The organism is Schaalia odontolytica (genome assembly GCF_002847525.1).
GTDB lineage: Bacteria > Actinomycetota > Actinomycetes > Actinomycetales > Actinomycetaceae > Pauljensenia > Pauljensenia odontolytica_B.
Window position 1 is genome coordinate 28,350 of record NZ_PKKM01000012.1, and the last position, 14,150, is coordinate 42,499.

The following is a 14,150-nucleotide window of genomic DNA, read 5'->3' on the forward strand; positions in this document are numbered from 1 at the left end:
GAGCAGAAACAACGTAAGGAAAAACGTGAGCGACGAGCAGACTACTGACGCGCGGCACATCTCGGACACCGAGCGCATCCGCCAGGTCGACCTGCAAAAGGAGATGCAGCGCTCCTACCTCGACTACGCCATGAGCGTCATCGTCGGGCGCGCCCTGCCCGACGTGCGCGACGGCCTCAAGCCCGTCCACCGTCGCGTCCTGTACGCCATGTACGACGGCGGATACCGCCCCACCTCCTCGTTCTCCAAGTCCTCCCGCGTCGTCGGCGAGGTCATGGGTAACTATCACCCCCACGGCGACGCCGCGATCTACGACGCCCTCGCGCGCCTCGTGCAGCCCTGGTCGCTGCGCTACCCCCTCGTCGCCGGCCAGGGTAACTTCGGTACCCCCGGCAACCTGGGCCCCGCCGCACCCCGTTACACCGAGTGCAAGATGGCGCCCCTGGCCATGGAAATGGTCCGCGACATCGACGAAGAATGCGTCGATTTCCAGGACAACTACGACGGCCGCAACCAGGAACCCACCATCCTGCCCGCGCGCTTCCCCAACCTGCTGGCCAACGGCTCCGAAGGCATCGCCGTCGGCATGGCCACCCGCATCCCGCCGCACAACCTGCGCGAACTCGCACGCGGCGTCGAGTGGGCCCTCGAGCACCCCGATGCGTCACGCGAAGAGCTCCTCGAAGCGCTCATCAAGCTGATCCCCGGACCCGACTTCCCGACCGGCGCCACCATCCTGGGCCACAAGGGCATCGAAGACGCCTACCGCACCGGCCGCGGCTCCATCACGCAGCGCGCCGTCGTCAACGTCGAGGAAATCCAGGGCCGCCAGTGCCTCGTCGTCACCGAGCTGCCCTACCAGGTCAACCCCGACAACCTGGCCGACAAGATCGCCCAGCTCGTGCGCGACGGAGCGATCAGCGGCATCGCCGACATCCGCGACGAGACCTCCGGTCGCACCGGCCAGCGCCTCGTCATCGTCCTCAAGCGCGACGCCGTCGCCAAGGTCGTCCTCAACAACCTCTACAAGCGCACCAGCCTGCAGGAGAACTTCTCCGCCAACATGCTCGCGCTCGTCGACGGCGTGCCCCGCACCCTGTCGATCGACGGCTTCATCCGCCACTGGATCAACCACCAGATCGACGTCATCGTGCGCCGCACGAAGTTCCGCCTGCGCAAGGCCCTCGAGCGCCTGCACATCCTCGAAGGCTACCTGAAGGCCCTCGACGCCCTCGACGAGGTCATCGCCCTCATTCGCCGCTCCCCCACGGTCGACGAGGCCCGCGCCGGCCTCATCGAGCTGCTCGACGTGGACGCCATTCAGGCCGACGCCATCCTGGCCCTCCAGCTGCGCCGCCTGGCCGCCCTCGAGCGCCAGAAGATCATGGACGAGCACGCCGAACTCAAGGCCCGCGTCGACGACCTCAACGACATCCTCGCCAAGCCCGAGCGTCAGCGCGCCATCATCTCCGCCGAACTCGGCGAAATCGTCGACAAATTCGGCGACGAGCGCCGCACCCGCATCCTCCCCTTCGATGGGGAAATGTCGATGGAAGACCTCATCCCCGAAGAGGACGTCGTCGTCACCATCACCCGCGACGGCTTCGCCAAGCGCACCCGCACGGACAACTACCGCTCGCAGAAGCGCGGCGGCAAGGGCGTGCGCGGCACCCAGCTGCGCGGCGACGACGTGGTCGAACACTTCTTCGTCACCACCACGCACAACTGGCTGCTCTTCTTCACCAACCTCGGCCGCGTCTACCGCGCCAAGGCCTACGAGATCCCCGAAGGCGGTCGCGACGCCAAGGGCCAGCACGTCGCCAACCTGCTGGCCTTCCAGCCCGACGAGCACATCGCACAGGTCCTCGCGATCCGCACCTACGAAGACGCTGACTTCCTGGTCCTGGCCACCAAGCGTGGCCTCGTCAAGAAGACCCCGCTGAGCCTGTACAACTCGCCCCGCTCCGGCGGCATCATCGCCATCAACCTGCGCGAGGACGAGGACGGCAAGCCCGACGAGCTCGTCTCCGCACAGACCATCATGGCCGACGAAGACCTCATCCTCGTCTCCCGCGACGGCCAGGCCGTACGCTTCACCGCCACCGACGACCAGCTGCGCTCCATGGGCCGCTCCACGTCCGGCGTGCGCGGCATGAAGTTCCGTGGCGACGACGAGCTGCTCAGCATGGAGGTCCCGCGCGAGAACACCGACCTGCTGATCGTCACCGAGTCCGGCTACGCCAAGCGCACCCCTGTCGAGGAATACCCGACCAAGTCGCGCGGCACCCTCGGCGTGCGCGTCGGCAAGCTCGTCGACGAACGCGGCGGCCTCGTCGGCGCCCTCGTCGTGCGACCCGATGAGGACGTCATGGTCATTACCGAGTCCGGCAAGCTCGTCCAGGTCAACGCCTCCGACGTGCGACCCACCGCCCGCAACACCATGGGTGTCATCTTCGCCCGCCCGGACGACGGCGACCGCATCATCGCGATCACCCGCAACTCCGACTCGGGTGACGAGGACGAGACCGACGAGTCCGAGAACACCGAGGCCACCCAGGCCCCGGATGCCGCCGAGGGGACCGACGCCCCCGCTAACGAGGCCACGGCCTCTGAGGGCGCCGACACCGCGGACGCGCAGAACTGACGGATGATCACGGGACGAGGCCCTCGCGTCGTCCCGTGATCAATCTGCCAAAGCGGCGCGGAACCAGCGCCGGTGCCAGGCGATGCGGTAGCCTGGCAGGTAGGAAGTGCGACCTGGAAGGAAACCCATGAGCGACCACGTCTCGAGCGCCCGCAGCGACGCTCCCCGCCGAGTTGACCTGGCAATCGCGCGTATCGACGCGTGGACCGTCATGAAGGTCTCCTTCCTCCTGTCGGTCGCCCTGGGCATCGCGATGGTCGTCGCCACGATCATCCTGTGGCTGATGGTCGACGCCATGCACGTGTTCAGCCAGATCGAGGACTTCCTGCAGACCGTCGGTGCCGGCCGCTTCGTGGACCTGCTCGACTACGCTCGACTGCCTCGCGTCATCTCCTACGCGACGATCGTCGCCGTCATCAACGTCATCCTGCTCACCGCCCTGTCGACGCTGGGAGCCATGCTCTACAACGTCGTCGCCTCGCTGGTGGGCGGCGTCAAGGTGTCCCTCATGGATGAGTGAGGGCACTCGCGCAAGGGGTCGGCTGATGCCGGCCCCTTTTGCTATGCCTGGCGACGGTTATCGCGCTGCTTGTAGCCCCGCCTAATCTCCTTGTAGCCCCGCCTGATCTCCGGCCGCCGCGTGGCCTGCCCGCCCGCTCGCCGTCCGCGCTGCGAGCTTCGCTCGGCGCGTCGTCTCGAAGCCCGGCCAGGCCCCGCAGGCCACGCGGCGGCCTCCAATCGGGCGGTGCTTGGTACGTGTGCCCCGCCGCCGCCCACGGGCAGCGTGGCCAGGCCCTGTGGTCCCTCATGTGGTTGCTTCGTCGGTGGTAGTGGGGGTTTTGCAGCATTAGGAGCTGACTGACGGCGTGTCACCGGCGTGTCGGAGGCTTGGATGGCGTCATTCCCCCCGTTTTGAGGCTGTGAGGTGGCAGCTTGGGGTGGTGTGGCGCCCAAAACACAGACCACCTCAGTGAAAAACGCTGAAAATGGGGTGTTGCGGGCGAGGTGGTCTGCGTTTTGGGCGCAGTGGTGTCTGGGATGGTGCGTGTGCTTGCTGAGCGCCTGGTGGCTGGGCCCAGGTGTCCACCTGCGTGGCCGGTTCGCTAGTTGATGCCAATCCGCGTCAGGCGAGCCGGCAACAGCGGGCTAACAACAGCACGCAGAAACCTACCCGACCGCGACGGTGGGCAGTGATCGGGAGCCAGCGAAGACCCCCGACAGCTCCACGCATACGGGTTGTGGCTGAGCGGCCCCGGCCATGAAGACGCGACGACGGTGGGTGGTGCGGGCAGGGGGAGCAGCGGGCTCACCCAGGAACCCGCCGTCACGTAGATGTGCATCAGCCCGTCGATGCTCGCGAAAAATCCACCGTTAACAACCGGCGCTGGAAAACCCACGGGATCAAACGCATAGACGCTCTCGAGCACTGGGGGAGTGGTGGCCGCCGCCGCGTATAGCGCGTGATTCGCGCCCTTTGAATGGCCGACCACGGTGAGTGGCCCATCGGCCCGTGCCGCCGCATACGCCAGGTAGTTGGCGGCCCACCGCTGCGAATCAGTCGGAAATTCAAGGCCGAAGCGGGCATCCTCCGCCCACCCGACCGCGCTTGCATCCGTCCCGCGCAAGACCACGTAGGTCGCCCCGGCCTCGTCGATGAAGGTGACGGCACCAAACTGAGCAAGCGGGCGAGACGTCAGTCGAGTGACCGCGTCGCGCACGCGCAGGCTCCCGAAGCGCGCGCTCGCACCGGCGGCCTCCAAGAGGGGACGATCGGCGTGGGACGCCAATGAATAGCGATACAGAGACGGGATGGACGAGGCTTGGGCGGCCTCTCGGAGCAGGCATCCGCGCGGGGAACGAGGCCCGGGCAGCGCGTGAAAATCCACGTAGACCAGGCAGGAGAGAGCGAGGGCGTCAGCGGGGGAGAGGTCCGCTCGTAGCGGTGTGCGCGAGTCTCGGACGTGCTCGATGACGGTGGTCACGAGGCCCCCCTCCTCTCCGTCGAGGGCCGGACGATCACGGTCGTGTTGGACGTCACCAACGCTCGATTTTGCCGGATGGCCCTGTGCTGTGTACTATATCCGAGTGCCCGCAAGGGTGCCGGTTGGGCCTATAGCTCAGTAGGTTAGAGCGCAGTCCTGATAAGACTGAGGTCGGTGGTTCGAGCCCACCTAGGCCCACCATCCGCAGGCGAGCGAAAGCGGAGGATCATCATGAAGAAATGGGTCACCTGTTGTGTGGCTGTCGGATCCGTCGTGGCCGTCGGCATCGCCGTCCGACAAATTCTTGTTGATCTTTCCGATAATGCTGACCTGTGGACGTCCGTCACGGACGCCGTGGAGGACTGAGTTCCTCCAACGGGGCTATGGCGCAATTGGTAGCGCACCTGCTTTGCAAGCAGGGGGTTACGGGTTCGAGTCCCGTTAGCTCCACTCGACGTACAAGGTTCGAACCCTTGCCATCATGGATGGTTTCGGTTCGGGCCTTTTTGCTGTCTTGGACCCAGCCACGGGCGTTGGTGAGGTGGATTCTGGCGCCGGCGTCATCCCGTGGACACTCACCTCAACCACGGTGAGGCCTGGCATGGGCTGCAGATGCCGCACGTACATGCTCGTAAGCGGCGAGCGCCTCGCGTCGCGACTCAGCCAGGTCGACGACAGGTACGATAGGCCGATCGGATCCCTCTGGGATCCAGCGTTTGACGTAGCGGCTGCGCGGGTCGAACCGGGTTCGCTGGAGTTCAGGGTTGAAGATGCGGAAGTAGGGCGCAGCGTCCGCGCCGCAGCCGGCCACCCACTGCCACGAGACAGGATTGTTGGCCTCGTCTGCGTCCACGAGAGTCTCCCAAAACCACTGCTCGCCGTCTTGCCAGGGCTGGAGCATGTTCTTGGTGAACAGCGATGCAGCGACCATGCGCACCCGGTTGTGCATCCAGCCTGTCTGCCATAGCTGCCGCATTCCAGCGTCGACGAGGTCGATACCGGTGCGGCCCTGTCGCCAGGCCAGCGCCAGGTGGTCGTCGGGATCGTAGGGGAATTCCGCGAAAGCTGGACGCATGGGCGTGTCCTCTAGATGCTCGCGGTGGTGGAGCAGATGCCAGCTGAACTCGCGCCAGTAGAGTTGCCTGGTCCACGCGGCGATATCCTCGCCCGAGGCCGTGCTGCGACGGGCTGCGGCCACGGCTTGGCGCGGCGATAGTTCCCCGCACCGCAACCTCGGCGAGATTCTGCTGGTGGATGTTTCCTCCCCGGGCAGGTCACGGCGTGTGGCATAGCCGGGCAGCCAGCTGTCGATGGTGTCCAGTTGCTGTTGGGCTGCCAATTCACCGGGCTCCCAGTGCTGTGCGAGGGTGTCTTCCCACCAGGTGGGGCCATCGTCGAGCAAGCCAATGTCCTCCAAGTTCTGCAGGACACCGTTCTCCCGCAACGAGGCGAGGGCTGTGGCCGCGCCGTCTGGCTTGTTGACCGGTGAGGGCTCGGGCAGGAGGGGACCGAGGGGCAGGTCGGCGACGGCGTGGCTGAACGGTGTGAAAACTTGGTAGTGGGAGCCGTTGGTCGTCTGCATGAGCCAGGGCTCGGCGAGCAGGCTGCCGGGGTGACTGTGCACCTCGGTGCGGGATTTCAACTCTTGCTTGATGGCGGCGTCCAGTCGGCAGGCTGCCGGGGCGTAGCGTCGTGTCCAGTGCACGACGGTAGGTTGCAAGGCGTCCACGACTCGGCGCATGACGTTCGCGGCATCACCCCGGGCGAAGACGAGTGGAATGCCAAGGTCAGCAAGCCGCGGTGTCAGCTGCTGCAAGCTGCGGTGGTACCACCACCGGGTGGCTGCACCGAGCGGGCGTGGGCCGTGCCGGTTGTTGTCGTCATCGGTCCTGCGGGTTTCGTGGATCCACAGTGCCACCACGGGTCCACGTGCTGCCGAGCATGCGGCCGTCAGGGCCGGATGGTCAGCCAGACGGAGATCGTCGCGAAGCCAGATCAGTGTGGTCATGGATGGTCCTTGAGAGTGTTCAGCGCAGGAGTTGGCCGGCGATCATGTTGGCGAAGGGTGGGAGGGTCATCGGCTGCTGCTCTCGATCACGGAAGGTCTCCACCCAAACCCGGGCGCAGAGTGTTGTGTTCATGCACGTTATCGTCGGTGCTCATCGTACTTGACAGGCGAGCGGTGCCACGAGATACGCCAGGAGGTCTGGGGACGGCGCGTGGCCGAGCCACAATTCTCAGCCATTGTGCGTAGGGCCACGTGTCACCCGCAACCTGATGGTTACGGGTATTTGTGAGCTTCGACAACTTGAATAGGTCATCGTCGCTGCTGAGGCCATATTGTGCGCTCGGATAAAACTTGTCCGACCACCTGGTTACCGGTGGAGAATCAGGGTGCCACGTCACAAAAAACATGCAAAGTGGCCCATCAGCTGCACTGAAAGCCCGTATTTATCCACAGTGCTATGCACAGTTGTGTATAAACCGTGTGGACGGTTGTTTGTCGGCGCTCCACCATTGTTTGAAAACTGACCTACATAAGTGAAGTTGGAAGGCTTCTCATCTCGGAAAACAGCTTCTTCACACTTGTCGCGAAACTCGTAAAATTGGCGTGAAATATACTGTTTTCGCACATTCAGGAGAAGGCTGTGCACATCAACCACACGTGGTCGAAGGCTTCCAAGCCGGCCCAGCTGCTTGCCATGCTGGTCACGACCGCCCTCGTTATGCTCGGCGTCACGACGCTGCCCACATATGCGGCGGCCCCGACGCTCAAACTCGCCATCACACCCGACGAGACCTCGTACCTCTCCGGTGTTGAGCAGCGCTACGTTGTCGAGTTCGCCTGCGCCTCCACCACGGAGGACTGTCTCGACTCGGTCGTGACCATCACGCTGCCCCACACGGTGACCCCCGCGGGTGACCCGAACCCCGATTCGGCGCCCGACGGCGTCAACGCCACGGCCACCGCCGGCAAGAAGGTCGTCACCCCCACGATCAAGGCTCCGACCGCGGGCGCCGACGGCCTCGTCACCTACAACCTCGGAACAGTCGCCGCAGGCTCGTCGTTCCAGACGGTCCTGACCTTCACCGCCCCGCGCGGCGTGACCCCCGGCGGCTCCACCGTCACCCCGGTCGCGACCTTCACCTCGGGGGACAGCAAGGAAACCTCCCAGGCGACCGTCACGATCAAGTCCGAGCCGACGCCTCTCCTGAGCAAGACCGGCCCGGTCGCGACCCCCAAGAACGTCGACGTGACCTACCAGATCACGCCGAAGTACGACACTAACGTGGACGGCCTCAACGGCAAGTCCAACATGACCGATGTCGTCATCACCGACCCGCTGCCGGCGTGCGCGAAGTACGTGTCCTCCTCGGCCTCGGGTAACACCAAGACGAACACGGCCGCGACCGTCGAGAGCTCCTACGACGCCGCGACCCACACCGTCACCTGGAACGTCGGCGACGTCAACCCCGCGTTCATGAACATCGTCCTGTCCGTCACCGTCCACTACGACGACACCTGCACGGATGAGACCGTCACCAACACCGCGAAGCTCACCGGCAAGGAGATGCACAACGAGACCAACGTTGTCACCGCCGACGCCTCCTTCACGCACCGCTTCGACAGCGAGATCCGCTACGGCGGCGGCTTCAACAAGCGCGCCATGAGCCAGTTCGAGCGTGGCAAGCAGGGTAACTGGCTGTACAGCTACTCCAACAACTCCAACGTCCCGGTCGTCATGGAGTACACCGACTACCTGACCTGTGGCCTCGTGTCGCCGACCGATGGCTCCAAGGACTGCGACAAGCCCCTCATGCGCGTCAAGACGATCGACACCCAGACGACGACGCCCATCGAGATCACCTACTGGACCAACAAGGGCAACACCGGCACTCAGACCGTCTACCGCGGCAAGGCATTCGACTTCTCCTCCTTCGCCGCCGACGAGTACCTGACCGTCTTCCACTACAAGCAGACGATCCCCGCCGGTGAGTCCTCGATCCTCAACGTCGCCGGCCCCGTCGGTGCAGGCACCCCCACGACCGAGGACGGCACGACCTACGTCGAGGCCGACACCAACTCCGCCGCATGGAAGGCCGGCAAGTCCGACCAGTACGTGCGCGTCCAGAACTGTGTCACCGACTGGTCCATGAAGTCCCTCGACGGCTCCCGATCTATCCAGATCCCCGCCGACGACTACTGCGACATCCTCACCCTGGGCACCGCGCTGCCCAAGTACTACAACGCCAAGTCCACCATCAAGGGCAACCTGGCGTCCCCCGGCTCCGAGGTTACCTTCAGCGTCACCGCGAACAACACCTCGACCGTCGTTGACTCCCAGCCCGTCATCTCCGACCTGCTGCCCTGCGGCATGACCTTCGTCGAGGACTCCGTCACCGGCGGTCCCGCAGGTAAGGAAAAGACCGTCACGGTCCGCGACGTCACCGACGCCACCGGCTGCACCCGCCAGCTCGTCCAGGTCACCTGGCCCGGCTACCAGACCAAGGGTGGCACCACCATCCAGCTGCGCGGCAAGGTCGGCCCCTCGATGAGCGCCGGCACGCACAAGAACGAGGCCTACATCTCCGCGGCCGAACCCGAGTACGCGCTGACCTCCAAGAAGACCACGATCTGCTTCTACGGCTCCACCGACGACACCTACGACGTCAACGGTGATGGCAATACGGCCGACCAGGTTTGCCCCGTCTCCTCGACCTTCACGGTCTCCGAGCAGGCTGGCGCCGACGTCGTCCTCGAGAGCCTCGGCTCCGTGGAAGGCTCGACCTACAAGAAGTACACCGACGGCGTGTCCATGATCCGCCAGGGTGAAGACGGCCAGTACCGCATCACCCCCACCAACTCCGGTAACGCGGACCTGTCCGACATGACCGTGTACGGCATCCTGCCCCATGTTGGTGACACCGCCATCCAGGGCGGTGACTCCCGTGGCTCCGAGTGGGCACCCATCCTCACTGGCCCCCTCCAGGTCGGCGCAGGCACGGGCATCGACCCCTCGCAGGTCACCATCGAGTACTCCACCTCCTACAACCCCTGCCGCGGCGAAGTCATGAACCAGGGCGACGCCATGGCAGCAGGCCCCGCCGGATGCGACAACAACTGGACCACCACCCCGGCCTCGTGGGCCGACGTGAAGTCCTACCGCATCTACATCAACGGCAAGACCACCCCGATCAAGGCCGGCGCATCGATCCCGATCATCGCGCCCATCAAGGCCCCCGATAACGCGACCGGCATCGCCTACGAGTCCGTCGCGATCGCGGCCACCCAGGCCTCGAACAACCGCGCCATCCTGCCCGCCGAGCCGATCAAGGTCGCCATGGCCCTCGCGCTCGACGTCGCCCTCAACAAGACCGTCGTCTCCGATGCCTCCAACCTGAAGCCCGGAGACCAGGTCACCTACCGCATCGACGCCGGCAACATCGGCCAGGGCAAGGCCCCCGACCTCAAGGTCAAGGAAGCCTTCCCCGCAGGCACCACCTTCGTGTCCGCCGAGACGCACAAGTGCACCTCGGGCTACACCACGGGCCTGCCGCAGGAATGTAAGGGCACCGACGAGGCCGGCACCTTCGACGGCACCACGTGGACGATCGGCGACATGCTCGCCGGCGAATACGCCTCGCTCTTCGTGACCGTCACGCTGAACGCCGACACCGACGGCAAGACACTCAACAACACGGCCGCCTTCGTGAACCCGCCCGAGTACGACCTCGTGCCCGGCAACAACTCCTCTTCGGCGTCCATCACCGTCAAGCACCGCCTCTCCGGCAAGGTGTACTACGACGCGAACGAGTCCTCCTCGTTCGACAATGGTGAGGACCCCTTCAAGGACATCACGGTCGAGCTGGTCGGCGCCGACGGTAACGTCGTCGCCACCACCAAGACCGACGCGGACGGCAACTACTCCTTCACCGGCCTCGACGCCGGAACCTACACGGTCAAGGTCACCAAGGCTGGCGAGCTCGCCGAGCTGACCCAGACCGAGGATCCGGATGGCACGAAGGACAACGCCTCCGGCGCGATCACCCTCAACACCGACAACCCGGTCCGCGAGAACGTCAACTTCGGATACATTAAGAAGCACGCGATCTCCGGCACCGTCTACCTCGACCAGAACCGCGACAAGACGAAGAACACGGGCGATATCGACCTGTCCGGCGTCACCGTGAAGCTGCTCGACAAGGACGGCAACGTCGTGGCTACTACGACGACCGACGCGAATGGCAACTACTCCTTCACCGGCCTGAACGACGGTACCTACACCGTCCAGGTCGACAAGACCGGCCCGCTGGCGGACAAGGAGCAGACCGAGGATCCCTCGGGTAAGGCCGACTCGCGCTCGCAGGCGATCACCTTCACACGCACCGACCCGGATGTCATCAACGTCAACTTCGGCTACGCCGAGGACTACACCGTCTCCGGCACCGTCTACTACGACAAGGACCGCTCCGAGACCCTCAACAACTCCGAGCCCGGCTTCGACGGCATCACCGTGAACCTGCTCGGCGAGGACGGCTCGGTCGTCGCGACGACCACGACGAAGGCAGACGGCACGTACTCCTTCTCCAAGCTGCCCGCCGGCAAGTACACCGTCAAGGTGGAGCCCTCCGACCTCCTCAAGAAGCTCGAGCAGACCGAGGACCCGGACGGCACCAAGGACCACACCTCCGGCGTCGTCCAGGTGAACCACGACAACCCCTCCGTGAAGAACGTGAACTTTGGTTACGCCACGAACTACACGATCAAGGGCACCGTCTACCGTGACGCCGACCGCTCCGAGTCCCTCGAGGACGGCGAGAAGCTCTACCAGGGTGTGACCGTCGACCTCCTCGACTCGGACGGTAACGTCGTGGCCACCACGACCACCGACGCCAAGGGCGCCTACGCGTTCACCAACCTCGAGGAAGGCACCTACAAGGTCCGCGTCCACAAGGAAGGCCCCATCGCCGACCTCGTCCAGACCGAGGACCCCGACGCCACCAAGGACAACACCTCCGGTGACATCACCCTCGAGCTGAACGACCCGATCAAGGAGAACGTCAACTTCGGGTACATCTCGAACAACTCGATCTCCGGCACGGTCTACCGCGACGACAACCGCTCCAACTCCCTCAACGGGGGAGAGGCCGGCTACCCCGAGCAGACGGTCCAGCTCCTCGATAAGGACGGACAGGTCATCGCGACCACCACGACCGACGCCAACGGCAACTACTCCTTCGACAACCTGCCCGACGGCACCTACTCCGTCAAGGTCGTCAAGGACGGAGCCCACACCGACCTCGAGCAGACTGAGGACCCGGACGGCACCAAGGACAGCGCCTCCGAGCCCATCGTCCTGAACGAGGACAACCCGACGAAGAAGAACGTCAACTTCGGCTACGTGCCCGACTACTTCATCAAGGGCACCATCTACCGTGATGGCAACCGCTCCGGCGCGCTAGACACGGATGAGAAGCTCTACGAGGGCGTGACGGTCAACCTGGTCGACGCCGACGGCAACGTCGTCGCCACCACCACGACCGACGAGAAGGGCAACTACTCCTTCGACAAGCTCCCCGCCGGCACCTACTCCGTCAAGGTCGTCAAGGATGGCCCCATCGCCGGCCTCGAGCAGACCGGTGACCCGGACGCCACGAAGGACAACGCCTCCGAGCCCATCACGCTGAACAACGACAACCCGTCCAAGACGGACGTCAACTTCGGCTACGTGAACAACAACTCCCTGTCGGGCACCGTCTACCGCGATGACTCGCGCAACGGCGACCAGGACGGCACCGAACCCGGATACTCCGGTGTGACGGTCCAGCTCCTCGACAAGGACGGCAACGTCGTGGGTACCACGACGACCGACAAGGACGGCAAGTACTCCTTCTCCAAGCTGCCCGACGGCACCTACTCCGTCAAGGTCGTCAAGGACGGCGAGCTCGCCGACACCGAGCAGACCGAGGACCCGGACGCGAACAAGGACAACGCCTCCGAACCGGTGACCCTGGGCGAGGACAACCCCTCCAAGGACAACATCGACTTCGGATACGTTCCCGACTACTCGATCCACGGCCTCGTCTACCGAGACGGTGACCGCTCCGAGTCGCACGGCGCGGGCGAGAAGGGCTACGCCAACCAGACCGTCGAGCTGCGCGACAAGGACGGCAAGGTCGTCGCGACCACCACGACGGATGAGAACGGTGCCTACTCCTTCGAGAAGCTGCCCGCCGGCGACTACACCGTGAAGGTCGTCAAGGACGGTGCCCTCACCGACCTCGACCAGACGGAGGACCCGGACTCCACCAAGGACTCCACCTCCGGCGTCATCTCGCTGAGCAACGACCACCGCACCCAGACGGACGTCAACTTCGGCTACATCGCCAACAACTCCATCAACGGCACCATCTACCGCGACGGCGACCGCGACGGAAAGAAGGGCGACACCGAAGGACGCTACTCCGGCGTGACGGTCCAGCTCCTCGACAAGGACGGCAAGGTCATCGCCACCACGACGACCGACAAGGACGGCAAGTACTCCTTCGAGCACCTGCCCGACGGCACCTACTCCGTCAAGGTCGTCAAGGACGGTGCCCTCACCGACACCGACCAGACCGGCGACCCCGACAACAAGCTGGACAACGCGTCCGAGCCGATCACCCTCGACGAGAAGAACCCCACCAAGGGTGACGTCGACTTCGGCTACGTCCCGAACAACACCATTAAGGGCACCGTCTACCGCGACGACAACCGCGACAAGACGATCGACGGTGACGAGCCCGGCCTCGAGCGTGTGAGCGTCCAGCTCCTCGACGAGGACGGCAAGGTCATCCAGACCCTCGACACCGACGCGGACGGCAACTACGCCTTCCAGCACCTGCCCGACGGCAAGTACACCGTCAAGGTTGTGCGCTCCTCGTCCATCAAGGACTACGACCAGACCGAGGACCCCGACGCCACCATCGACGACACCTCCGCGGTGTACACGATGGGCCCGGAGAACTCCCTGCAGGAAAAGGTCAACTTCGGCTACGTCCCGGACTACTCGATCGCCGGTCGCGTCTACCGCGACTCCGACAAGTCCGGCTCCTACACCGACGGTGAAGAGACCTTCTCCGGCGTGACGGTCGACCTGCTCGACAAGGACGGCAACGTCGTGGCCACCACGACGACCGACAAGGACGGCAACTACTCCTTCGAGAAGCTGCCCGCCGGCACCTACCGCGTCAAGGTCCACCCGGACGGCGACCTCGCCGGCCTCGACCAGACCGAGGACCCGGACGGCATCGCCGACTCCATGTCCGGTGAGATCACGATCGGCTTCGACAACCAGAAGGTCACCGGCGTGAACTTCGGTTACGTCGCGCCCGACGTCCCGGCCACCAAGCCGAAGAAGGGCCTCGCCCGCACCGGCTTCGACGGCCTGATCGGCGGTGCTGGCCTGGGAGCGGCCGTCGTTGGCGGCATGTTCCTGTGGATGCGTCGCCGTCGCTAGGACTGAGGATCATTCGGCCTGAGC

The 14,150-nt window shown here is 64.9% G+C and carries 6 protein-coding genes and 2 tRNA genes; 6 read left to right on the plus strand and 2 right to left on the minus strand.

The window, feature by feature from the left end; all coding sequences use genetic code 11:
* The first annotated feature begins 25 nt into the window (after window positions 1-25).
* Both gyrA and CYJ22_RS08520 read left to right on the plus strand, forming a co-directional pair.
* Window positions 26-2,644 (plus strand): DNA gyrase subunit A, encoded by a 2,619-nt coding sequence (gene gyrA, locus CYJ22_RS08515; RefSeq protein ID WP_101602312.1) that lies wholly within the window; start codon window positions 26-28, stop codon window positions 2,642-2,644.
* Window positions 2,645-2,771: 127 nt separating this feature from the next.
* Window positions 2,772-3,164 (plus strand): DUF3566 domain-containing protein, encoded by a 393-nt coding sequence (locus CYJ22_RS08520; protein WP_009054296.1) that lies wholly within the window; start codon window positions 2,772-2,774, stop codon window positions 3,162-3,164.
* A 583-nt stretch (window positions 3,165-3,747) separates the two neighbouring features.
* On the opposite strand, the gene CYJ22_RS08525 is transcribed toward CYJ22_RS08520, so the two are convergent.
* Complete coding sequence (locus tag CYJ22_RS08525) at window positions 3,748-4,626, minus strand: Mbeg1-like protein (protein ID WP_101602313.1); 879 nt, start codon at window positions 4,624-4,626, stop codon at window positions 3,748-3,750.
* 124 nt (window positions 4,627-4,750) lie between these two features.
* Here CYJ22_RS08525 and CYJ22_RS08530 point away from each other — a divergent pair.
* The 3 genes from CYJ22_RS08530 (at window position 4,751) to CYJ22_RS08535 (ending at window position 5,076) form a co-directional block, all read left to right on the plus strand.
* Window positions 4,751-4,827 (plus strand) — tRNA-Ile (locus CYJ22_RS08530).
* A gap of 30 nt (window positions 4,828-4,857) precedes the next feature.
* Window positions 4,858-4,992, plus strand: coding sequence for a DLW-39 family protein (locus CYJ22_RS10330; protein ID WP_003791404.1), 135 nt, complete (start codon window positions 4,858-4,860; stop codon window positions 4,990-4,992).
* 11 nt (window positions 4,993-5,003) lie between these two features.
* Window positions 5,004-5,076: transfer RNA gene (locus CYJ22_RS08535), tRNA-Ala, on the plus strand.
* A gap of 130 nt (window positions 5,077-5,206) precedes the next feature.
* On the opposite strand, the gene CYJ22_RS08540 is transcribed toward CYJ22_RS08535, so the two are convergent.
* The gene (locus tag CYJ22_RS08540; RefSeq protein ID WP_009054335.1) at window positions 5,207-6,634 is read right to left on the minus strand and encodes a cryptochrome/photolyase family protein; all 1,428 of its coding nucleotides are present in this window, start codon (window positions 6,632-6,634) and stop codon (window positions 5,207-5,209) included.
* A 640-nt stretch (window positions 6,635-7,274) separates the two neighbouring features.
* Here CYJ22_RS08540 and CYJ22_RS08545 point away from each other — a divergent pair.
* On the plus strand, window positions 7,275-14,126 hold the full coding sequence (locus tag CYJ22_RS08545) for an SdrD B-like domain-containing protein (protein ID WP_101602314.1): 6,852 nt from the start codon (window positions 7,275-7,277) through the stop codon (window positions 14,124-14,126).
* The last annotated feature ends 24 nt before the right edge of the window (window positions 14,127-14,150 follow it).